This window comes from Saprospiraceae bacterium, assembly GCA_016710235.1.
In the GTDB taxonomy this organism is placed as follows: domain Bacteria; phylum Bacteroidota; class Bacteroidia; order Chitinophagales; family Saprospiraceae; genus Vicinibacter.
In genome coordinates, this window is record JADJLG010000001.1 from 1,409,594 (window position 1) to 1,433,342 (window position 23,749).

Genomic DNA, 23,749 nt, shown 5'->3' on the forward strand with positions numbered 1-23,749 from the left:
CAATTGTAAAAAATTATTATGAATCTTTTTTCAAAAAAATCAACCTGGACCAATGCAGAACTGATTCCTTTAAAACTTTGCATTGGTTCTGCTTATCTGATTCTTGGTCATTATTTTCCAAAGTTGGTTAGTGATTATATTGTTCTGTTATATATCATTTTTGCAATTACATTGATTCTATCAATGGCCACCTGGATGAGGCAAATGAAGTGATAGAGTCATAAAAAAACCATTATCTCAATTTTCCAAATTGAAATAATGGTTTAAAGTGAAAAGGATTTTTATTTCATTAAACCCATGCGCAGACTAGACCGCCAACCAATGCTAAAGTGATGATCCAGTATATTCCATTGATCAAAATATAACTGAATGACCTTCTTTCAAACATTGAGTTGACACCAATAATTGCGGATGCTATCAGCAAACCTGCAAATCCTCCATGCATTGCCCCATGTCTAAAAGTGCGAAAATTATTGCCATATTTCTCGAAAAGCGTCCTTGCAGTCTGAGCTGCTTCAGAGCTTGGATTCATTGCATCCTGCCCACCCATCAGTACACCGATCATGCCCCACTGATGGATCACAAAAAATTGTATTCCGAATGCAATCATAAAGTTTAGGATAAAAGATACCCCAAAAATGAGGCCCATATTAGCACCTTTCAATTGTTCTTCTGTTAGTCCTGCTGCCACCATCCACTTTGTGCCGGCAACTTTGGGATGATAAAATATAAATCCTGTGACAAAAGGGATTAATGATGCTACAAAAAGTGCAATCCAATTAATGTGAATTAGTCCTTCCATAAAAAATGATTTTGTTTAAGTTTTAATGATCAAAAGTAAACAATTCTTTGGTTTTTTGGAAAAGTTGTATTTTTTTGAGTTGCAAGGAGATAAAGACCCATGAATGAAAATGGCGATTTACTTTAATGTTTGTTTTCTGATCAAGTTTGCTTAGATATCTCTGGTATGCATCTTGACCTTGAACTTGCTTCTCATTAAAGACTTTAGTAAGAGCATGATCAGCACTAGTGAATCCTTATGCAAAAATCGTTTGGCCCTACACCAAATTCTGCTTACGAATGACTCTAAGAATACAGGAACACAATGACCTATATGAGAACTTTGACCGGATAATGGATGGCGAGATTCAACTTGCCCCCTAGAGTCAATTTTGTCTAACATTTACTTCAAAAAAACCAATCCATGCCATGGTGTAAGCTCTTTATTTGTAAAGGATAGCTCGAATTTCATATGACTTTTTTTCTAACGCTAAGCTGTAGGATTCTGACCACAGAATAACTTCTTTTTCCCTAATGCGGAATCTGGGATAATTGAACTCATGTCCATTTCAGGAAATGATAAAGGCGAGGATTCCTCGCCTTTATTATTGTAGTTATTGAAATTATTTCTAACGCATGATAACTAATCTTTCCATAGACCTGAAAATTCCATCTTCTTCAAGCACCACTACGTAAATTCCTTCTGCGTATTTACTTGTATTAATTTCTAACTTGTTGCTGAGATCACAAGGGGTTTTAATTGTGATTTCTTCTCCTGAATAATTAAATAATCGTAAATAACATTTCTTACAATCTTTGTTGTATTTGTAATTTACGATCGTACTTTCATTACTTGGATTTGGAGTAATTTGCAAATCATAATTAAAAACTGTTCTTGATCTCTGATTACTGATTTGACCGCACGGAGGCAAAGTACTATTACCTAACACAATTACTGTTGATTCGGAATAATTTTGATTCCCTACAAAAATTTCGAAATTAATATTACTAATGGTATCTGGTAATGTAAAGGAGCCATTGAGTTCACCATTAGTTTTAGAAATTCCATTGATTGAAATATTATTAGTAATTATATTCAGACTATCTATGATAACACCAGTTCCTGTTCCTCCATAGTTTATATTAAAGTTGTAACTGTTTAAACCTGCAATAGGATTGTTTTCAACACAAGTAATATTTGTATTAATATTTCCATCTGTTCCAGTTCTTAAATCCCCATAATAACCATTACATGAATTAAATGTACATGCTGGAATACAATTTCCCCCAATCAATGCAGTGCAATAAAATAATCTTACACAATAACAGGTTTGTATAGGTGGAAAGAGTGTAAAATCAAAATTATAACTTTCTCCATACTGTGGTTTGGTAATCGTTTTTTGAGCTATCATTTGTGTACACTGAGGCCAATAATACAATACTGCTCTTAGATATGGATACGTTGGGTTACAATTCAATATATTATCCACCATGCCAGTTATATTCATTTTAATACTAGGTCCTTCACCATTTAATTGGATTGTAACTTGCTCATCATAACATTGACCTTGACCATAGCATGCAAATGGCCAGACATACTCCTTCTTACACACTGTCGCTCCTTTGCATAATCGTATTCTGACTTTTAGACTTCCAGTGCATTGGTTCAAAGGAATTTTAAACTTGCCTCCGGTAATAGTAAACAACTGTGGATATAATGGATTTTGAGTAACTGTAGGTAATTCATCCCAAACTAAACTATCTAATTCTATTGGGTTTGGACTACATATACTCCATCCTGATGGTGCCGCCAATTCACCATTAATGGTATAGAAGCCTGATTGACTAGCACAGTCAAAACTAACTTGTTGGATATAAATATGTGGGCAACTAAAGTTAGGCACAACAGAGCAATCAAAACAATCATCAGTACAATCTAATGTAAATGGTATATCAACATCACATTCAATGTTATTGTAGCACAGTTTTATTGTGGCTTTAGTTACAGATTCGCATTGCTCTTTTGATAATTTAAATTGACCTTGATCCAAGATCCATTTTCCTCCGTTCCTTCTTGCTTGCACCGGTTTAGTCCATACTGCATTTGTAATTAGGATTGGATTAGGCGCACATATATCTGTGATAGGATTGGTCGCTAGTTCGGCTTTTATGGTGAAATACTGTTCGCCATTGACGCAATTTATACTATCTTTTATGACAGTTATACTGTCATAGAGTATATGTAATGAGTCACAGACAAAAGTATCACGACAGTATTTTATCACAAGACAAAATGCTTCTGATGTATCTTTACATCCAAGATAATTTTCTAGTACAAGATAAATTTTTCCTTCGTTTTCGACACCGAGATGAAGATCGCCTACCACACTATTTTGTCCTGATAAAATGACATTGTCGTCTTGGATGTATGCCCATTTTTTATACTTTCTAGTGTCTGCACTTCCTGGAATAACGAGCTTATTGGTGTATATCGTTGTGTCACATCTTTCATAACATCCCGATAAGAAAAATGAAAAATCGGGTAAAGGATCTAATAAAATTGATTTGTTCGAAATGCAACCATCTATACTTATTAGTTTTGTTTGTATAAAACCAGGTTTTGTGATAATAATTTCATTTGATGTAATATTGAAATCAGTCCAAATGATATTCCTTCCTAGTGAATCATATAATCTGGCTGAAAATGGATCACATTGAATCGAAGTTGAGTCAATTTTTGGATAAGGGATCTGTGCTTCATTTGCTTTAAATTCATACACCAATTCGTCACATAGAATATTCGACCCTTTTCTAAATGCCCGAACTGTGATTAAGTAACTGCCCTTATAGCCCAATAGATTATTCAAAGTGATTGTAATCGTTCCTGAACTATTGTTCATCGAATAGTTTGTGATAGGTATTGTGGCAGGTATAGTTTCAATACTGAATTCATATCTATATAGGTTTGTATCTCTATTTATTCGATATGTGTATTTAACTAAGGCTCCATTTGTACAGAATTGTTTCGGTCCCTTGATCGTATCCAAGAATGCTAATTGTAACTGATTCTTTATTGTTCTTGAAAATTTATAGTAGCAACCTATTGGATTAGTCACTTCTAGCATATATTGACCGTCTTTATTCACATAAGTAAATGAATCAGTAGAACCCGTGCTCCATTTATAGCTGGAAACAGGATCCTGCGATGTGTTTTGAAAATAGAGCAATTGTATATTTTTGCAAGTATCCGGTGCTATAAGTATATAGCCACTTATTCTATTTTGCTTCACCAATATTGTATCTTGGCTTTCTGTTATACAGCCGTATTTGTTTTCTAGTGTGACTTTAATAATATAAGTATTTGGGCTATCATATAATTTAGAGGGTTGATATTGGTTTGATTCTGAGCCATCACCAAAGTCCCAATGTATCTCTACAATATCTTTGAGATCATTGCCGATTTTAAAATCATAAAAAGCTTTATTACAAAGTACTTGATTATGAATTATAATTGGTGCCAACAATTTGTCTGGGGCTTGGAAACTTTGCTCCTTGGTACAGGAGATAATTTGATTCGGATTGCTGGTGTCCAAGACTTCGAGCAGGACCATGATCTCAGTACCGCCATCTACTAGGATCTCTATCTCTTTCCCCTCTCCGAGTACTACATCTGTCTCAGTATTTTTCCATCGGTAGATATTTGGGTCAAATAGACCAGGCACATAGCTCAATGACTCTTTGAGTCGCAGCTTGTATTGGTCGCCGTTGCATGAGAAGATGCCTTTAAAGTTCGCCACAGTTTTGACCAAGATGCTAGTATCCACTTTTAGCTCGCAGAAGGTATCTTGAGGATAGTTGCCCAGTGCGTCCTTGGGATATATGCCGATGGTATCGCCACAGACTATAGTGGTATCCGATTCACCCTGCATATATGCCTTGAGGCTTAGCGTATGCCATCCAGCCTCTTGTACTTCAAATTGTTGACTTTCTAAATCAATTTTTCTTCTAATTTCTTTAACTATTTGGCCATCGATAAGCCAAACCCCTTTCAATGATTTATCTCCTATAGGAGGGTCTGGTACGATACATGAATCATCCCAATTGATGAATTGACCTTCAAAATTTATTCTAGCACATTTAGCAGAGATTTGCGTGATATCAGGGCTACATTCACTGTCACAAATAGAGCAGGGTGCGACAGCTATGCTTCCTACTCCAGGACAATCCACTCCATGCGGGATACATTTTATATCATTGCAGAGAGTCGGTGAGCTTGGATAGGCATGGTATAGTGTCAATGTACTACCCGTGTCACTATACAATGAATCCCCCACATACCATGAATATCTCGTTATATTCTGACTGCGAGGCATCGATGCTACAATGATCACATTGACAGGATCGTCTGTAAGGCAGCCCATGTCTTCTCCCGTATCCAGATTAACCATGCTGAGTCTCGGTGATTCTGTAGCGATGATCTCTATTTCCTTGAGAGTATAGCTGCCTAGAATGCAGTCATCACCACCTTTATCCCAATAGACTCTTACGGTATAGATCCCAGGCTCTTTATATCGGTGAGATGCTTCATTTGTGTTGCTCGTCTTGGTCTCTCCATCTCCAAATTCCCAGAGGTAGCTTGAAGAATTGGCATTGACCGAGAACATTGCATCATTGCCTTGACACAAATTCAAAGCCGTAATGATTGCTTTAGATCGCTTATTGATATGTACTACGAGGCTATCAAAGTATGTCATGCCGCAGTCACTTACTTGAATTCTTATCGTAGCCGTAGAGTCTTTATATGCCAACCAATAGACTTCTATTTCATTATTGTTGATGAGTTGGAAAGATCCGATGGAATCTGGTAGGGATAGCCATTGTATGATGGCCTTTGGACTGTACATTGCCTTGTATCTGCTGCGACTGTCTTAACATACTTCTGTAGGGCCTGTAATACCACTTTCTTGGCTCAAGTGCGATTGAATTTCGATACTATCCCAATGTGAATAACAGAATGCCAATTTGCTTCTATATTTAATAAAATAAGGCCCACTTGGATTCCATTGGATTTCTCTCGAAGTAGGCGACGATTGGATGACTGCTCCACCTCTGACATCCCATTCTGTTTCTGGATCATTGCAGCTATAGAGATAGCTACTATCTGGACAGATGATTCGTGGACCTGCGATGGAGTCTTTGGGTGGTTTGATTACCAAAAAATCGCTCCTGACGTCGCACGATCCATTTTTATCCATAACTTTAGTATAAATAGTATTTGATCCGGTGTATTTCCAATCTAATGCTTGGATATCTAATAATCTGGTGTTACTTGTTGCTTTAGAAAATGGAGGATTGTATATAGTCCAAATGATTTCATAAGGACTATTTAGCAGTCCTGTAAGTTCAAACGATTTGGTTTCGTCTAAGCAGAATGTATCGCGATGCTCAATAGATAATAGAGTCACCAGTACATCCAATTCTTTGGTGAAGCTGCATTCCGCCAAGGGATGTTCTACTCTTACAGAGATGGTGTAGTTTCCTGCTTTTAAGAAGTCAATATTGACAATCGAAAGATTGGCACCAGAATTGATTATATGCACCGAATCCATAGGGCTCACCGACCAATAATACATGGCGCCGGGCCACTTTGGCATCATATAAGTAGCGCGACCAGGATTGCAGAGCAATTTTGGTCCAACTATATCGACGCCTTTTGTCGGTAAGATAGGCACTTTGACTATGGTTCTTTGAGAACAGACAGTACTATCACATGCACTCGCATCAAGGATGACGTAGCCAAATCCATCGGGAGGATATTCTGACCAAATGACGTCGAGTGTATTCCCTTGTTGCGCCACGATTTGACCATTGATCACTTGCCATGTAAACTGTGAGCAGCTGTCCATAGCAGTATAACGCACTATTTTCTGACTGTCTTGACATACCACGCTAGGACACGAGATGAGTATGGCTCTTTTGTCTTCCACGGTCAGGTTCATTTCATCTATCTGCACACATTGAGCGCAGTTTGTGATGATTAGTTTTACTTTGATTTCCCCGGAAACAGTGAATCTATGGCTGATTTCATTAGTATAATATCGCGCTAGGATTTGATTCGCTTTAAGAATCTGCCATTCATATTGCGCACTGTGTGAATTGATGAACTTATTTTTGAATCTAATCTCTTCATTTTTACAGATAATAAGGGGCTGGTGAAAGGAGTCTATCAGTTCAATTTTTGCCATTGGTTTTTCAACAAATTGCAAAGGGATACATTGAGAAAAAATACATTTGTTGACTTTATGGGTCACTTGCAGGCAGAGGTTTTTTAGCTGTGCTGTGCTTCTTGTGAATTTCACTGATGAGTTAGTCCCGATCAGCATGCCATCATATACCCAAATGTAATCATAGTCGTTGCCGGATATAGTACTTGCGGTAATTGTATCATTGACACATATGGAAGGTATATGAATATCACTTCGATATGGACATGAATATATTGGACTTAGCTCAATCTTAAAATCCTCCATTTGATTGACCTGGATGCCGAGTTTATATTCTACAGGAGTGAATTGAGTAGCTGTTATTTTTACGATAAGGTATCAGCTCCTGAGGTATTCCACATGACTTCGCAAGGGTCGATATTATCTTTGATTATCGTTCCTTTATTCAGTTGGAGTGACCACTTGAGTGAGTAGTTTTTATTACTGGGAAGGCTCGACATGTCAACCGTGTAACTGGTCTGGCTGTGGTTACAGGGGCTGATTGGCCCTATGATCCCTTGAGCATGGCTGTCATTCAATCCGGTAGTGATTAAAACAAGCAAAGTAGTAAGAGAGAAGAATCTTTTCATCTTGTAAAAATTTTAATGTGTTAATAAAATTGAATTTCTTTAGAGCATGGAGCAGGTCACAAATGAAAACATCCTTTGAGAAATGAGTTTAGCAATCAATGATATGTGCTATACATCAGGAATGAAAAAAAATAGGAGTATGAGTGTGTGGATATTCTTAAAGCAAAAGTAAGCAAAAAGAGCTGAATGCCAAAGAATTCGTTAATTATTTTTAAAAAATGAAGAAAAACTACTTAAATCTCAGTTAAATTGAAAATATTTAAGCGAATTCAGCTCATATTCAACACAATGGAATTAGATTTGTAGTGAACAGCTATACAACGGATCTAAATCAGCGATTAGTGAATCAGTATGAATTCCAAGATTAATCCTAATACAAGTCCGGTCAGGCTCTTGAGTCTGATAGGCTGCGTCCTATGGATTGGGGTCATCACCAAGAATTTGATTCATACAGCAAGCCCTAGCCCTAGTTTTAGCTGTTCATTGCGACCTCTTGACAGTACACAGACTTGTAGTATAAAGGATGCTGTATCCGCTAAGACTACATTGTACTCTGCATGTTCACCTTCCAAAATCACTGCACAGGACAGTTGCCCCAGTGGCAAAGAGACGAATATCTGGTATATGGGCTATAGTGGCTTGGATTGGAATCAGGGCCGACCGGACACCATCAGTTATTTTCAGTATCGTGTAGGAGAAGGTCATACCAGCATCTGCGACCGAGATGGAAATCTCTTATTGTATGAGAATGGTTTAGAACTTTACAATAAAAATCACTTCAGAATGCATTGGTTCTGGTACGGTGGCTCAAGTGTCATGACCCTGCTCTTGCCCCAACCGGGCAATGACTCACTCTACCATTTGTTCCAACCGGAGACAAATTCTCGTACAGGCAAAACGGAGTATTTATACCATACGGTCATCAATATCTTGGCGAATGGGGGGAAGGGACTGATCAAGGGGAGTCAGAGAGACAGAAAGATACTCGCTTACAGTGGTGAGCGTATTACAGCCGCTCGACATTGCAATGGCAAGGACTGGTGGGTCATAGGACAGAGAGCCACAGACGAGCAGTACAGTGTATGGCTGCTCACCGATCAGGGCTTGTCCGCAGCTCCGGTTTGGACGGGATATTCGGGGGTCTATCACAATGATTTTGGAGCCGTGGGTACTTATGGACATATCAAGGTCTCTCACGACGGCTCCACATTAGCAGAAGTCACCGGAAGCCATTATATAGAGATACATCAATTTGATCCTGCCACCGGCGTCATCAGTAATGGGATGGAAGTCATGGATCGATCCACCAATCAAGAAGACATATACTTCTGCGAGTTTTCATCGGACAATAGCAAGCTGTATGTGAGTGGAGGAGACGCTGTCTATCAGATGGATCTGTCCAATAGGAATCAGGATAGCATTCGGAACAGTAAGACGGTGATTTATTTACGAGGCACATTCGGGGTTGAAAATTTTCTAGCTCCAATCATAGGACCCGATGAGAAGATCTATTTTGAAGGAGGCACAGCAGTATTTGGACCCTATCTCGCTGTCGTGCATAAGCCCAACGAGAAGGGTGTAGCCTGTCAGTTCGAACGCAAGGGACTGAAGATGCCTTATTTTAGTAATTTTGGATCGATACTATTTCCCTCAGGGATGCAGTTCCCCTACAAGGCGTATATCTATGGGCCTCTGCACAGCTGTCCAGATACTGTACTGAGATTCCGACTCACGGATGCCTGTGCTCATGAGGCGACGCAGTGGACTGTGCTTGATGGTGCAGAGCTGAGATCACATCAAGGGGATACGATAGATGTCTATTTCGGTCAGCCAGGAGTCTATCGCATCGCAGCGAGCTATCCTGCGCGCTGTGGCTTCCGCACCGATACAGCTTGGGTGACAGTGAGTCCATGCGCCTGTGATATCGAGTTCCGATGGACCAGACTAGATACAGTCGTCTGCAAGGGGCAAGATGCCTCCATGATCTTCGAGAGCAATGCCACAGACTATAGCATCCGTGGACAGAAGACAGGCGATACTATCCATCTCAAGAATCTACAGAGAGATAGCTGTTTCGATATCACACTGCACTACCCTAAGTATTGTGATAGTATCGTGACTGTGTGTGTGAGAGTGGAAGAGACCTGTATCGACACTTGCCCCAGTGGCAAAGAGACGAATATCTGGTATATGGGCTATAGTGGCTTGGATTGGAATCAAGGCAGACCAGATACTATCAGCTATTTTCAGGCAAGACTAGGAGAAGGACATACCAGTATTTGTGATAGAAATGGCAATCTCTTATTGTACGAGAATGGATTAGAACTCTATAATAAAAATCACTTTAGTATGCATTGGTTTTGGTATGGAAGCTCTAGTGTCATGACCCTGCTTCTTCCCCAACCGGGAAATGACTCTCTCTACCATTTGTTTCAACCAGAGACGAATGATCGCACTGGACGAATAGAGTATTTGCACCATACAGTCATCAATGTATTGGCGAATGGGGGGAAGGGACTGATCAAAGGGAGCCAGAAAGATAGAAAGATACTCGCCTATAGTGGTGAGCGCGTCACCGCCGCGCGACATTGTAATGGCAAGGACTGGTGGGTCATAGGACAGAGAGCCACAGATGAACAGTATAGTGTTTGGTTGCTCACAGATCAGGGCTTGTCCGCAGCGCCAGTATGGACAGGATATTCAGGTGTTTATCACAATGATTTTGGAGCCGTGGGCACTTATGGCCATATCAAGGTCTCACACGATGGCTCCACATTAGCAGAAGTCACAGGTGTGCATTATATAGAAATCCATCAGTTTGATCCTGCCACTGGGATCATCAGTAATGGTGTAGAGGTGATGGATCGATCTACAAATCAAGAAGATGTTTATTGGTGTGAGTTTTCATCGGACAATAGTAAGCTGTATGTCAGTGGAGGAGACGCTGTTTATCAGATGGATCTATCTAATAGGAATCAGGATAGCATTCGGAATAGTAAGACGGTGATATATTTACGAGGCACATTCGGAGTCGAAGAAGAATTAGCTCCAATCATAGGGCCAGATGAAAAGATCTATTTTGAAGGAGGCACAGCAGTATTTGGACCTTATCTCGCTGTCGTGCATAAGCCCAACGAGAAGGGTGTGGCCTGCCAGTTCGAGCGCAAGGGACTGAAGATGCCTTATTTTAGTAATTTTGGATCGATACTATTTCCCTCAGGGATGCAGTTCCCCTACAAGGCTTATATCTATGGGCCTCTGCACAGCTGTCCAGATACTGTACTGAGATTCCGACTCACGGATGCCTGTGCTCATGAGGCGACGCAGTGGACTGTGCTTGATGGTGCAGAGCTGAGATCACATCAAGGGGATACGATAGATGTCTATTTCGGTCAGCCGGGAGTCTATCGGATCGCAGCGAGCTATCCTGCGCGCTGTGGCTTCCGCACCGATACAGCTTGGGTCACAGTGAGTCCTTGCGCCTGTGATATAGAGTTTCAGTGGACAAGACTAGATACAGTCGTCTGCAAAGGGCAAGATGCCTCCATTATCTTCGAGAGCAATGCCACAGACTTTAGCATCCATGGACAGAAGACGGGCGATACCATCCTTCTCAAGAATCTACAGAGAGATAGCTGTTTCGATATCAAGCTGCATTACCCTAAGTATTGTGATAGTATCGTGACTGTGTGTGTGAGAGTGGCTCTATCATGGAATACCAAAACACAGCATAGACTTTGTGCTCAAGATAGTATATTCGTCTTTGACAAATGGGAAAAAACATCTGGAGTCGTGAGCAAATTATATCAATCTGTGGATGGCTGTGACTCATTGTCCACAGTAGAAATCAAAGCCTCAAAAAAAGATAGTACTCTATTCTATCATAAGATATGTAGAGGTGATACGGTATTTGCATTTGGAAAAAAATGGACAGAAACTGCTAGAGTATCTGAGCTATTGCAGAATAGTTTGGATTGTCCTGATTCATTGGTCATTCATGATATTTTTGTTCATGAACTGGCTACCCCAACACAACAAAAATATTTCTACTGCTATGGTGATACCGCATTTTATCAAAATAATGCCTACACCAAGAATGAGATTCTTACAGAGAAATTTCAGGATCAAAATGGATGTGACTCTATGCATAGTACAGAATTTATTTTCTATCCCAAAGTGGAGTTTACACAAGAGATTATTTATAAGTGTAGTGAGGATTCTATTTTGATTAATGGCGTTTATTATAGAGACAGTATCAGTTTGTATTCAGTACTAAAAAACAATAATGGCTGCGACTCTACTCATACAACCATTGTTAAAAATTTTCCTCGACTATCGACCATTATGCCTACACAATACATCTGTGCAAATGATTCCATTTATCTAGCGGGAGCATGGCGAAAAACAACTGGAGATTTTTTTGAAATTCTGAATAGCAACAATGGATGTGATAGCACTATTTTTTATTCAGTCTCAGTATTGCCCACTATTCCTTTACAACGAAATAATTATTCACTCTGTGCAGAAGACTCTATCTGGATCAGCAACCGTTGGATAAAAAATGCAGATACGATCAGAGAAAATTTTATCACAAATCAAGGCTGCGACTCGACGATACTACATCAAGTCCATCTGATTCCTAGTATTCCTAAAACCATTGTGCAGTATTCTATTTGTCATGGTGATAGTGTAAGTGTTTTAGGAAAATATTATTACGACTCTATCCAATTAGTTCAGCATTTATCTTCTGCTTTATCAGCATGTGATTCTACTATCATACATCAAGTATCCTTACTTCCCACACCGACGAGACAGATAGAATTTTTTATTTGTTATGGAGATTCGGTAATAGTAGAAGGCGTGACGATCAATGAAGAGAAAAGTTGGACACTTCGCAAAAAATCTAATTCAACTATCTATTGCGATAGTATTATAGAATATGCGGTTTACTTTTATGAAGATCTATATGTGGATCTACCTGAACGGATCGAGATCACACAAGGCGATAGTATATTTCTCAAAGCGAATTATTCAGATAATGTAAATCAATTTCATTGGATATCATTGGAACAACTAAGCTGTACAGATTGTCCAGATCCAATATTAAAACCAAAAGCAAGTGGCGTTTATTTTCTTGAAGTAAAAGATAAAAATGGATGTACAGACATAGATAGTATTCAAGTTATCGTCATTCCCAATAATGATCCCGATTGGTATATTCCGAATAGCTTTTCTCCCAATGGAGATGGCATAAATGATGAATGGCTACCGGTCCCAGCATCTTCAGCTGAAATAATTTCTTTATCCATATTTTCGCGCTGGGGCGAACTCATTTACCATACACAGAATCCATGCAAATCATGGGATGGAAATTATAATAATACCCCACAACTTCCAGGCGTTTATGTCTATACGTTTACCTATCACAACAGTCAAGATAAAGTTGTAGAAATATCCGGGGATGTTAGTTTGGTTAGATAAAATTGTAAATAGATAAAAGTGAAGAGATAATAGTGAAAAGCTAAGTATATGATATTTTTTACAAATATAAGTAATTGCCATATTTGTGGTTGATATTCAATCTATTGCGATTAATCCACAAGACATGGCAACTGAATACACAGCTTGTGCCATCCTGGAAATTTTACAAGCTGAACTCGAATATTTGAATCTTAGTAGATTAAAATAAAGAATTCATGATAGAGGCTATTATAAAAACCCAGGCAATTTATTTATGGAAGATGTACGAGCTAATCCCTTCTACAGCAAAGACATTGAGTATAAATAGACGGCTTCAACGGTTTGTTTCAGAAGTTGGATTTAATCCAATGCATCTTGACAAAATAATTGTTCGATTGAATGGTATTAGAGATTTAGTATTTCTTATTATGGATAGAAGAAATTGGAAGTTAGGTGATTCCAATATTAATATTCAAATGTTATCACTGCGCTAGGAAGGAAAAGGCGTCCCTTTGTTTTGGAAATTCTTAAATTAACGAGGCAATTCGTGTGAAGATGAAAGGATTGAATTATGGATTCAATTTAAGGAGGCTCTTCCTGAAATAGGAATTGGCGGATTCCTTGCAGACAGGGAGATTATAGACGAAAACTGGTTTTGACAAATTAAATGAATTGAGAATTCTGTTTATAATTCGCATGTGCAATAATTTTCATATTTGTAGAAAATATAGGATGCAGAAGAAAAGAACCTATTTCAAAGATTATCCGTCAATGAATGCAAGGTATTTCATCGACAGAGATCATTTTTAATTCTTCCATTTTTCATTTCAGGCAAAAAAAATATTGAACAAAGTAGCCAAAGTTGATTCCTGTAAAGTAGTCTCAAATGTGGATCAAGCTAATTTTTTAGAATTGTATAAAATGAGATGGCAAATCGAATGTATGTTCAAAAATTTGGAAAGTTCCGGATTTGATATTGAAGCTACACATTTAGCAAAGCACAAAAGACTTAAAGCTTTATTTTCAGTTTTACGTACAGCATTTGTATGGGTTATGAAGCTTGCAGATAAAATGGCACAGGGGATAAAACAAATAAGATATTAATACATGGAAGGTGTCAAATTAGTGAATTTAGACTAGGGTTTCGCGAATTGAAAGTAGTCCTGTTCTTTTCTAATACAAGATTTATAAAGACTATTTTCGGATTTTGGCATCTACTTAGAATCAAAAGTCAACAATTCTTTGGTTTTTTGGAAAAGATGTATTTTTTTGAGTTGCAAGGAGACATAGACTCTTATTGTGTGATGTAGAAAAACTGTTATTCATAAAAACGAAAAGAGCCCGGCAATAGCCAGGCTCTACACCATTTGAATAATTAACTTAACTTTTTATCCTCTACAGTCCTTGATCAATTGTCTAAGTTGAGAGGCATCATTTATGGTCACGATTTCCCCTGTCTCTACGATTTTTACAGAGTAAGGAAACTGGATTTGAGCATTGTGGCCTCTTTTGGTTGCTGCACGCAATTCATCCTCAGAGTTTACGGTGATAATATCTTTACCTATCTTTATTTGCAAAGGAAACTGCAACTCATAGCAAGGAGTATTCGGATTGTGACCACCTTTATCAGGTCTGCAAGCTTCTCGAATTGCATCAATATCTGCTTTGCTGTTGATTGTTGCAATCGTTCCGTCTTTTAAAGTTACGGTGTAAGGATAAGCTATTTCGGGACGACCGCGATTTCCGTTAGAAATCCATGCTTTTACTGCTGCAATCAATTCCTCTTTGGATGCAACTGTTGTGCTAGAGTTGTCCGGAAAGACGATAGTTACAGGAAAGTTGACAGTATAGCAAGGAGTATCTTGTGCTTCATGAGTTCCTCTGCAATCCTCTATGATTGCTTTGATATCATCTTTTGAATTTACAGTGACTACTGTACCATCAGACAGGGTAACATCGTAAGGAAATAGAATATGAACATGTCTGCTTTCTTTTCTTCCTAAACTTTTGAGTAAAGATTTGAATTCGTCAGCCGAAGCGACTTCCTGTGTAGTTGAATCAGGGAGTAATACTGTTACTGGAAACACGATTGTGAAGCAAGGTCCGCCTCTCATTTCCAATACCGCAGTCTCTGTTTGGTCAGAAGTAGATAGTACATCTGCTGTTGCAGAATTTTCAGCATCATAGACTGCTAGTTGTTGATCGCTAAGCGTTGAGCTGATGTCTTCTTTTGAACAAGAGTTGAAAAATATCACGCTCGCTACAAGAAGTAAGCCTGCCAATACATTTTTTAACATTTTCATACAGTTTAAAATTTTAATAAATTATAGATCATTGTTTACAAAGGGATAAAGATTGTAATTGGATTTTTGTACTCATGTTTTAGAAAAAAATATCAAATTTTAAAAAATCATGCCATTTTTGTGTCTTGCAAACTAACGAATTCACATATTGGTCTTCTCTTCGTGCCGGTGATGCCGCTGCCTTACAAGCCTTGTACAATATATATTATAAGGTATTGATCAATTATGGTATGCGTATGAGTTCAAATCTGGAAATCACTGAAGATAGTATCCAGGATTTATTTATAGATCTATGGAAAATGAAATCCAATCTGGGCGAAACGGATTCTGTTCGAAATTATATTATAAGCTCATTCAGGAGGAAACTGATCCGAAATATTAAAAAACTCAGTCCTTATAATGAATTGGACGAATCAGGCGCAGAGTCTGCTGATAGCCAGCCCGGATTTATGGATGAAATGATCATTCAAGAAACGGATGAACAGAATTCTCAAAAATTGCAAGAAGCAATGAAAAAGCTGAGCAACAGACAAAGAGAAGCCATCTACTTGAGATTTTCAGAAGGAATGGAGTATGAGCAAATTTGCGAAGTTATGGACCTCAAATACCAGTCAGTAAGGAATCTGGTTTCTACAGCAATTGTAAAGCTCAAAGAAATTATTGTGTTTTGTTTGATCTTTTTTTTAAAAATATGAGTACAGGGCGAAAAAAACTGACTTATATCATTTGTATACCATCATGAAAGAGTCATATTCATCATATCAAGTCGAACAGTTTCTGGAAGATCCGGACTTTGTCAGCTGGGTGATGTCAGGGCAGCCTTACTCGAAGAAATGGTCTGATTTCTCAATCCAATATCCTGAAGCGAATTTCAATTATATTTCTGCTATTCGGCTTTGTAAAGCATTGCAGTATAAATCTCTGGAAGCGAGTTCTCCTGATCATAAAGATATTCTGTGGGACAAGATTCAGTCAGCTATAGCTGTCGAACCCGAACGCAAGAAAATTCACCTGTCAAGAATCATGACGTGGATTGGCAGCGCAGCAGCCAGTTTACTGTTGGTTTATTTTCTTTTCTTTTTCAATAAAACGAATTTGATCGATGTCACCACGGAGGTAGCCCAAACCAGCACACATCTACTTCCCGATGGCTCGAGTGTCAAGTTAAATGCAAAAAGCCAGGTCAATTATGATGCCGCAAGTTTCTTGAAGAATAGACGCATCCAACTCATCGGAGAAGCTTTTTTCGAAGTAACCAAAGGCAGTAAATTTACTGTGGAAACCAGTCAGGGAGAAGTTGAAGTTTTAGGGACTTCATTTAACATCTACAGCAGAAGTGATTGGATGGAAGTGACATGTTTTACAGGTAAAGTAGCTGTGACTTACAAAAACAATAACAGCAGGTTTATACTCACTCCAGGGCAAAAAGTCAACAATAAAGATATTTCAGCTGCAGTACAAAAAACAGAGATTGACAATGCAAAACTGTGGACTTCAGGGTATTTCTACTATAACCAGGTTCCGCTTCAACATATTTTGGATGAATTGCAAAGACAATATCAGATTTCTGACGTTCAAATCGCAGATTCACTTAGACAAATACCTTACACCGGTTATTTCCATAAAGCTAACCTCCAGCAAGCTATTCACTCAATTTGTTTACCTTTACGTCTAGAAGGACATATGGAAGGAAACACATTGATGTTGAAAAAGCTACAATGAAATCAGCTTTAATTATTTTACTTAGTTATTTTCTTTTGTTTGCAGACCTTCGCTCGCAACCGGTCAAACATACTTTTCCATCAAATACCATCTCTTTAGGAGAGTCCATTAAACAACTGGAGAAAAAGTTTGGTGTGCACTTTGCGTTCGACCCAGCCCTTGCTGCGGGTTACCAGGTTCCTGCCGATTATTATGGAAACACGCTTCAAGAAGTCCTTCATGAGTTGCTGTATCAAACACCATTTGAAGCCGTGTTGCAAGATAAATCACATTATCTGTTGGTGCCTGAACCTGCAAAGAAAATGAGGATCGAGAGTCAAGGCTATAATGATAATCTTATTTCAGCATCGGGTAGAATTTATGATGCAATCTCTTCAGAGCCCCTGGAGAGGGTAACTGTAATCCTGTTGCCAGACTATATTGTCAGCGAAACTGACAGTTTAGGTAAGTTTTTGGTGCAATCCAAAAGCAGGTTTTCAGTACACTGGTTAGAGTTTAGGTATCTAGGCTACGAAACTTCACGTGCTGACCTCAAAATCGGGTCAAATAAAAACCTCAACATTAGATTGAATACAGATTTGCAAACTTTAACACCTATAACCATTTCATCTGCGGCTGGAATTGATGACATTCGTAGCCTACGATCTACAAAAATCTACGACTTTCAGCTGAATAGGACGATGGCATTTCATGATCCAATGAGGGCTGCGCAACAAATTTCTGGGATCGATGCCACAAATGATGTATCTTCTGCACTACACGTACGAGGAAGCCAATCAGAAGAAAATCATATGCGACTGGATGAGTTGAATCTTTATGCCATTGACCATTTTTATGGATTATTCAGCGCCATTAATCCTTTTCTAGTTTCAGAAATGGAAGTTTTCAAGAGTTTTTTTCCCGCAGAGTACGGTGGCAAGACGGCGTCTTATTTTCTGATGACTACACCTACACCATCGAATCATTGGAGTGGCAAGGCAGAATTGAGTTTGATCAGCACAAACGCTTTTATCGAAAGTCCTAAATCAGACCGTATCAACTTCCAGTTGGCGGGACGTATAACGAATGGAACAATTGGAAAGTCTGGATTTCTAAGCAATGTCCTGGAATCCGGCCAAGGGAATGTACAGACTTTAGAAAGAGGAAGTCAACAATTGATTTCTATTCAACCTGATTTTTCTTTTTATGATACCTATTCCAAGATCAAGTTTCCAATTGGCAAAAAAGCATGTGCACATTTAGCTGGATTTTTGTCCAGTGATCATCTCAACTCTTCCTACAATTCAAATTATACCATCATGAGGGATTCTTTTGTTGAAGGATACGAGGATACTACTATTTGGAAAAATTTCAGTGTTAATGCCGGTTTTTCTTACGATTGGAGCTCCAATCAAAAATCATCCGTAGAGGCTAATTTTTCTGAGATCAGACAAAACAAAGCCATCTTGTCAACACTGGATATCTTCTCAACTCGCAACAATATAAATCTGTCTGAAAAAACAATATATCAACATTACATGAACACCAGACAGATGCAGTTTGTACATCAAGTCAGTCTAAAAGTAGCAGACATCAAGTTAGGTGCCGAATACAATGATTATCGAACCATGTTGGAAACCCACTTCAATTTGAGGAATGTTATTGATGATAGTCAAATTGGATATTCTGATTATGCTTTTTTTGTTTCGATGCAACAGAACATCTTCAATCAATGGAGGATTCAACCCGGACTGCGTTATAGTAAGTATTCACAAGCTACATCCGGGAAATTTTTACCCAGATTGAATATTGGATATCAGTTTACAAAGCAGTTTTCTGCCGATTTTAGAATTGGGTGGTACGAGCAGTATCTCAGGCAAAACCATTTTGAAGATCGGTTTGGACAAGTCAATATGTTTTGGATTTTGCCCAATGGCATTCAATATCCTGAGTTATCTTCCAGACAGATGGAGCTGAAGTTGAAGTATCAGCATCGGCGACTTGTTGCTACGATTGAAGCATATCACAAAGATATAGATGGTGTGATAGAGCAAATCTATGATGGATCATCATTTATCCAAAACAATGGCAACAATCCACCACGCATTCCAAAACCTCTCATCATTGATGGAGAAGCAAAAATGTATGGAGTTGATGTATCGCTCCAAAGAAAATGGGCGAATTATGAATTGGAATTGAGTTATTCTTATCTAAATGCTGAAAACAGCTTTGGAAAAGTAAATGCGGGAGAGCCATATGACGTCCCTTATTCCCGTAAGCACCAGGCTAAGGCATTTCAGTTGTATCGATTGAAGAGGGCGAGTCTGAGCTTGCAGAGTGTATACGGCAGTGCTCAACCATATACCGATTTGTCTCTTGTCAAAGACAGAAACAGACTTCAGATCGTCGTCAACGATAACACAAACTATTTGAGAGATTACTTCAGAGTTGATACAGAATTGAGGTACGAATGGCTTTTTAAAAAATCGAGGCTTGAAGCCGGAATAGGGGTGTTCAATGTATTGGATTGGAACAATATAAAGTCAGTGCAGTACATATACCAAATTCCTAATCGGAATAACAGCAATCCTAATAATACTGAAATTGTGGGGAATGAAGTAAAGTTGCTCGGGCGTACACTCAATCTATCCTTGTTGGTGGCATGGTAGTGAATCCCAGATTTTGCATTGAGATTTAAAATGCCCAATAATTCCGAAGCGTTCAAATTAAGCTATAACATCTATTCTTGCGTATCAAGTCTTGAGTCGAGCTTTGCGTTTGTGCAGAATCTGCTGTGAGATAGAATTTCAGCTATAATGTCGGTTAAAATACTTTTCATTTAATCAAAAAAAAACCCCGGCCTTATGGACCGGGATCTTCAAACAAAACGAAAAACCAACTTTATAGAAAGCTACAAAAGGCTTATTATATTCCTTTGCGTATTCGCACAGGAATTGTCTTTGTTTCTCCATCGCGAATAATTGATATGTTCAAGGTCTCTCCCACTTTTGTCAAACCGACAACTTTTAGCAATTCATCATAATTGTTGATCGCTTTTCCATTGATTCCTGTAATGACATCATTGGGTTGTATTCCTGCAAACTTGGCAGAGCTATTCTCTTCTAATGATTCTACTACAACGCCATGCTCAATAGAAAGTTTTAATTCTTTAATTTTTTCTTCATCTAAATTTGAGACAGCAATTCCCAATCTTCCTCTTTCAAAGTTTCCATTGCTGATAAGCTCTTTCACTATTTTGACGACCAAGTTGCTGGGTATTGCGAATGAATAACCGCTATAATATCCTGTTTTGGTTGCGATTGCGCTGTTGATTCCTACCAGCTTTCCTGTTGCATCCACCAGTGCTCCACCGCTATTGCCGGGGTTGACCGCTGCATCCGTCTGAATGAATTCTTCAATTTTAGGTCCTTCTTTTTTGTCGTTTTGATCGTCAAAGTTGAAAGGATCATATTCATTGGATTCAATATCAAGATTTCTTCCTTTTGCACTAATAATTCCTGCTGTCACTGTAGAGGTTAAGTATCCAAACGGATTGCCCACAGCCAATACCCACTCACCCACTTTCAATATATCTGAGTTAGCGAGTTCTAATGTGGGTAGATCTGTGGCCTCGATTTTTAGGACGGCCAGATCTGTTCGGGGATCGGTGCCGACTTTTTTTGCTTTATATTTTTTTCCTCCTTCAAGAATTACTTCTATGTCGTCAGCAAATTCAACAACGTGATTATTGGTGACGATGTAACCGTCTTGGGAATAAATCACCCCGCTTCCGCTACCTTTTTTCTGATTGTAATAAGGAGTTCCAAATCCAAAACCTCTCATATCAAACTCTCTAAAGAAAGGATGGTCAGAAAAAGGATTGCTGTATTTTTTACTCAGTTCCTCTTGTTTCTGTTTTACCAGTTGGTCGCTTTCCTGTGCATTGATTTGTACAACTACTTTTAGTGCTTTCTCTGCTGAAAGTGAAAAATCCGGGCCGGTTACAGGGCTTGTATTTTCAGACACAGCCACAGCCAACCCATTTTCGGTATTTGCTACAGTTTGTAGCTTTGGTTCATTCCAGTATTTCAAACCTCCCAAAACAAGCAGGCCTCCGAGCATCCCGGAAAAAATGAATGGAAAATACTTTTTCATGGTTTGTCTAATTTTAATATTCGAATAGACAAAAAACGCTGCTTCAAAAAATTGTATTTTTAGTTTAATCCATTTAACTCAAATTTAACTCGAAAAGATGGACTAATTTTTAGAATGATAAACTCCTCCATCTACTGTTGAGTTTGTCCAGCAATAGTTTGGATCTACTATTGTATAAATGAGTTTTTGAAGCACTCATGTTTTCAAGTAAAGCTCGACATCGGTGTTCATCTCCTGATTCCAAATAAGCCATGGCAAGAGTCCATTCTGCCGCATCACCATATTCTCCGGTCTTGTATTTCTCCAGGAGTTTTTCTGCTTGTTGTACAGCCAATGGTGCATTTGAAAAAACGAGCTTGCGGATTTCCGTCATTTCCTGAATTGGTGTGATGGGTTCATTGTCATGTTGCTCTCCGCGGGTGTTAAGGTCAACTACTTGATTGAACTCACTGACAAGGGCTTTGTCACTATAAAAATGATTGGAATAAATCCAGGCAAAAGCGAGTGGAAGGATCAGGGTTGCAGCATACTTGATCCAATGCAGTGGGATGAGATTAAGAATTGTCGATTTATTCTCCTGGTCCCAGGCTTTCATTTGTTGTCTGAGGGAATTTGAAATCTGCCTCTCTATCACTTGTTGGGACATCAAATAAGCAAGCCATTCCTCCCGAATTGCAGGATCCCTAGACATTTTTGCTTCAAAATGTTGCTTTTCATCAGGATTTAAAGTTTGATGAAAGTATTTTTCAAATATCTCAATGTGTGATTCCAAGGTCAACTTGATTTTAAATTTGATTTCAGATCTTCATTTTCATTCACCAGCTTGATCAGATTCTGCATGCATTGAAATTTTAATTTCCGGGCCATACTTTCTGATGGCAAACCGAGGATTTGTGAGATTTCATCCATAGAATAGGACAACTTCCATAATTCAAGGATTTTCTTACATTTTTCCCCTAGCATGGTCAGAGTTTGATCTAATAGTTGGTTTCTTTCTTCATCTATTAGTGTCACAATCGTCGAATTCGTTACCATTTCCGTCAATTCTTGTGCATCCGGTAGTTCGATAAAGCGATTATTTTTACGTAAATCATTCATTCTCAGAAACTTAAATGTGCTGATAAAATATGTAGAAAAACTGCTTTTATCGTGGAATTTGTCTTCCCTGATGTTGCGATCCACGATTACAAGAGTTTCTTGGAACAGGTCCTCGGCTTCACCTTCTGTGCCTCCAGTGCCTTTTAGCCAAAACAGCAATGATTTTTTGAGTTTGTGATCCTTGTAAATTTGCTTTAAAGCCCGATCGCGATTGCTTCCTCCTTGCCTGATCATTAATACGAGTTCGTCGCTTTTCATGGTTGCTTTATTGCAAACAAGCCTCGGTGGGTCTGTCTGGACTTTTGTTTTGTTTGTTAAGAGGGCAAATTAAGAAATCTATCGGTTTGTAATTTGTATATGCCATTATTTAATTATAAATAAAGAGCTGGCATGAAACACAAGTCAAAATTTGGAGTATTGGTGTCATTTAGAAACCAGTTTTATTTTCGTTTTCAGGCACTTGTCAGGCTGATTCTCCGGATGAAAAGTTAACATCTTTTAAATACAGTAAAATTATACATTTAATTTTTTTGTAATTTATAATATGTTGTATATTTGCACTGTAATATATTATAAAAATGAACAATTTAATCAAAATTCTACTCTACTCGCTACTTGCACTGCTAGTTGTAGCGATATCTGTCATGATTTACAGGAGGACTCAGCCGGAGGCAACAGTTGCAGAAACGGTGGCCGATGCAAGCGACAGCTTGTTTTTGGATCCTTCCTTTGTTGCTAACGGTCCCTTGACTAAAGAGGACAGTATGATACTTGACCTGACCGGAGATCTCGCCACAAAGGTTGCAAAACCGGAAGGTGCTGGAACAGATGGCGTGATTGAACTTGATTACAGTAAACCTGTTAACTCTTCTCCTTCTGCAGGAACGGGATCTACCATTCCTAAAGCACAGACTGTGTCTCAGCCTGCAAATGTGGATAATATTGTTTCTCTGCCGAAGTCGGATCGCAGTTCATCCAATGTTGGAACAACTTCTGCTCATCGTGCTACGGTTGACAAATCAACTTCAACGGTGAAAGCGAAAGAATCAAAGTCGGTAGTGACAAGATCAGCTCCGGTAACAACAAAAACTACTTCAGCTGTAAAAACTAAAGAAACAAAGTCGTCCTCTACCAACACAAAAGCAAGTACAGGCACCGGGACGTTTTATGTAGTTGCAGGCTCTTATATTGTACCTTCAGGTGCTGATGCACAAGTTAAAAAACTGAAGAAAATGGGATTCAGCAAAGCCATTAAAAAAGCCTTCGGCAATGAAGAATATTACAGAGCTATTGCTGGCCAATATACTACTCATCAGGAAGCCAGTACTGTGGTAAGTCGCCTTAAAGCAAAAGGTATAGACGACGCCTTTATCAAGAAGTAAAATTTTATCTCCATTTC

At 38.6% G+C, this 23,749-nt stretch carries 15 protein-coding genes; 7 read left to right on the top strand and 8 right to left on the bottom strand.

Annotation, left to right across the window (positions count from 1 at the left end; translation table 11 throughout):
* Positions 1–18: 18 nt before the first annotated feature.
* Entirely contained in the window at positions 19–213 is a 195-nt protein-coding gene (locus IPI99_05850; GenBank protein MBK7340031.1) for a hypothetical protein, read from the top strand.
* A 76-nt stretch (positions 214–289) separates the two neighbouring features.
* Here IPI99_05850 and IPI99_05855 read toward each other — a convergent pair whose 3' ends face one another.
* The 4 genes from IPI99_05855 to IPI99_05870 all read right to left on the bottom strand — a co-directional run bounded on the left by IPI99_05855 (position 290) and on the right by IPI99_05870 (position 7,633).
* Positions 290–802, bottom strand: a complete 513-nt coding sequence (locus IPI99_05855) for a DUF1761 domain-containing protein (GenBank protein MBK7340032.1) — start codon at positions 800–802, stop codon at positions 290–292.
* Positions 803–1,409: 607 nt separating this feature from the next.
* Positions 1,410–5,684: a PKD domain-containing protein gene (locus IPI99_05860; GenBank protein ID MBK7340033.1), complete on the bottom strand. Its 4,275-nt coding sequence runs from the start codon at positions 5,682–5,684 to the stop codon at positions 1,410–1,412.
* 24 nt (positions 5,685–5,708) lie between these two features.
* Positions 5,709–7,310, bottom strand: a complete 1,602-nt coding sequence (locus IPI99_05865; GenBank protein ID MBK7340034.1) for a hypothetical protein — start codon at positions 7,308–7,310, stop codon at positions 5,709–5,711.
* Between the two features lie 59 nt (positions 7,311–7,369).
* A complete protein-coding gene (locus IPI99_05870; GenBank protein MBK7340035.1) occupies positions 7,370–7,633 on the bottom strand; it encodes a hypothetical protein in 264 nt (87 codons plus the stop codon).
* A 351-nt stretch (positions 7,634–7,984) separates the two neighbouring features.
* Here IPI99_05870 and IPI99_05875 point away from each other — a divergent pair, with 351 nt between their 5' ends.
* Together IPI99_05875 and IPI99_05880 are read left to right on the top strand one after the other, a co-directional pair.
* Positions 7,985–13,114, top strand: coding sequence for a gliding motility-associated C-terminal domain-containing protein (locus IPI99_05875; GenBank protein MBK7340036.1), 5,130 nt, complete (start codon positions 7,985–7,987; stop codon positions 13,112–13,114).
* 867 nt (positions 13,115–13,981) lie between these two features.
* A complete protein-coding gene (locus tag IPI99_05880; protein ID MBK7340037.1) occupies positions 13,982–14,197 on the top strand; it encodes a transposase in 216 nt (71 codons plus the stop codon).
* Between the two features lie 284 nt (positions 14,198–14,481).
* Here the strand turns inward: IPI99_05880 and IPI99_05885 are convergent, their stop codons facing one another.
* Complete coding sequence (locus IPI99_05885; protein MBK7340038.1) at positions 14,482–15,396, bottom strand: hypothetical protein; 915 nt, start codon at positions 15,394–15,396, stop codon at positions 14,482–14,484.
* A gap of 125 nt (positions 15,397–15,521) precedes the next feature.
* Here IPI99_05885 and IPI99_05890 point away from each other — a divergent pair, with 125 nt between their 5' ends.
* Genes IPI99_05890 through IPI99_05900 form a run of 3 tightly spaced genes read left to right on the top strand, consistent with a single transcriptional unit; the run spans position 15,522 to position 19,766 of the window.
* Positions 15,522–16,091 (top strand): sigma-70 family RNA polymerase sigma factor, encoded by a 570-nt coding sequence (locus IPI99_05890; protein ID MBK7340039.1) that lies wholly within the window; start codon positions 15,522–15,524, stop codon positions 16,089–16,091.
* Between the two features lie 43 nt (positions 16,092–16,134).
* Entirely contained in the window at positions 16,135–17,118 is a 984-nt protein-coding gene (locus IPI99_05895; GenBank protein ID MBK7340040.1) for a FecR family protein, read from the top strand.
* A complete protein-coding gene (locus IPI99_05900) occupies positions 17,115–19,766 on the top strand; it encodes a TonB-dependent receptor (protein ID MBK7340041.1) in 2,652 nt (883 codons plus the stop codon). Before IPI99_05895 ends, IPI99_05900 begins: the two co-directional genes overlap by 4 nt.
* 256 nt (positions 19,767–20,022) lie before the next feature.
* On the opposite strand, the gene IPI99_05905 is transcribed toward IPI99_05900, so the two are convergent.
* The 3 genes from IPI99_05905 to IPI99_05915 form a co-directional block, all read right to left on the bottom strand.
* Positions 20,023–21,252, bottom strand: coding sequence for a trypsin-like peptidase domain-containing protein (locus IPI99_05905; GenBank protein ID MBK7340042.1), 1,230 nt, complete (start codon positions 21,250–21,252; stop codon positions 20,023–20,025).
* Between the two features lie 109 nt (positions 21,253–21,361).
* Positions 21,362–22,024, bottom strand: a complete 663-nt coding sequence (locus tag IPI99_05910) for a hypothetical protein (protein ID MBK7340043.1) — start codon at positions 22,022–22,024, stop codon at positions 21,362–21,364.
* Between the two features lie 2 nt (positions 22,025–22,026).
* Complete coding sequence (locus tag IPI99_05915; GenBank protein ID MBK7340044.1) at positions 22,027–22,608, bottom strand: sigma-70 family RNA polymerase sigma factor; 582 nt, start codon at positions 22,606–22,608, stop codon at positions 22,027–22,029.
* 320 nt (positions 22,609–22,928) lie between these two features.
* Here IPI99_05915 and IPI99_05920 point away from each other — a divergent pair, with 320 nt between their 5' ends.
* Complete coding sequence (locus tag IPI99_05920) at positions 22,929–23,732, top strand: SPOR domain-containing protein (GenBank protein MBK7340045.1); 804 nt, start codon at positions 22,929–22,931, stop codon at positions 23,730–23,732.
* Positions 23,733–23,749 lie beyond the last annotated feature (17 nt).